Annotated in this window: 1 protein-coding gene; it reads left to right on the plus strand. The window is 44.0% G+C overall.

Annotated features, from left to right (window positions below; genetic code table 11):
* Positions 1 to 185: 185 nt before the first annotated feature.
* Positions 186 to 419 carry a hypothetical protein gene (locus GQY55_RS30820; RefSeq protein ID WP_160045735.1) on the plus strand — a complete coding sequence of 78 codons (234 nt, stop codon included), beginning with the start codon at positions 186 to 188 and terminating at the stop codon, positions 417 to 419.
* Positions 420 to 548: the final 129 nt, after the last annotated feature.

The following is a 548-nucleotide window of genomic DNA, read 5'->3' on the forward strand; positions in this document are numbered from 1 at the left end:
CGACCAGCAGAGCGACCACAGAAAGAAGAAGGTATTAAAGAAGAAGGTTACAAAGAAAGATAACTATGGGGTCATTCAACCTACATCAAAAAGACTTAGGTGCAGTTCCTGATCAGTTAGGTCACTAACGGCCTTTCGGATCATCGATTAACATAGAAAAATATTCCGCGAGGAGGTGTGAGGCAATGACCTGTAAGAAGATTGGGGATGGAATCTGCGTAGGTCCAGAAGATGAAGAAGTCACGGAAGTACTTTATGACACATTTGACGGCCCTTACGGAAAAATCGAAATTTATGCAGTTAAAGAAGACCCGAATAAACCTTCAGCATTAGACAAACTGCATCGTACCATTGCGGAAATCATGGTAAAACAAGCTCGAAAGAATGCTCTAGAATTGCATCAGCAAAAGGAGGAATGAATCGATGCCATATTTCAGAAAGCGCGGCTGTAAATGCGAGAAAGGCAAGAAATGCACCTGCGGAGCCACCTGGTCGGTGACTGTTGATATTGGCCGCGATCCCGTCACCAACAAGCGAAAACAAAAGGA

It is taken from the genome of Paenibacillus sp. USDA918EY (assembly GCF_009870825.1).
GTDB lineage: Bacteria > Bacillota > Bacilli > Paenibacillales > Paenibacillaceae > Paenibacillus_AQ > Paenibacillus_AQ albilobatus.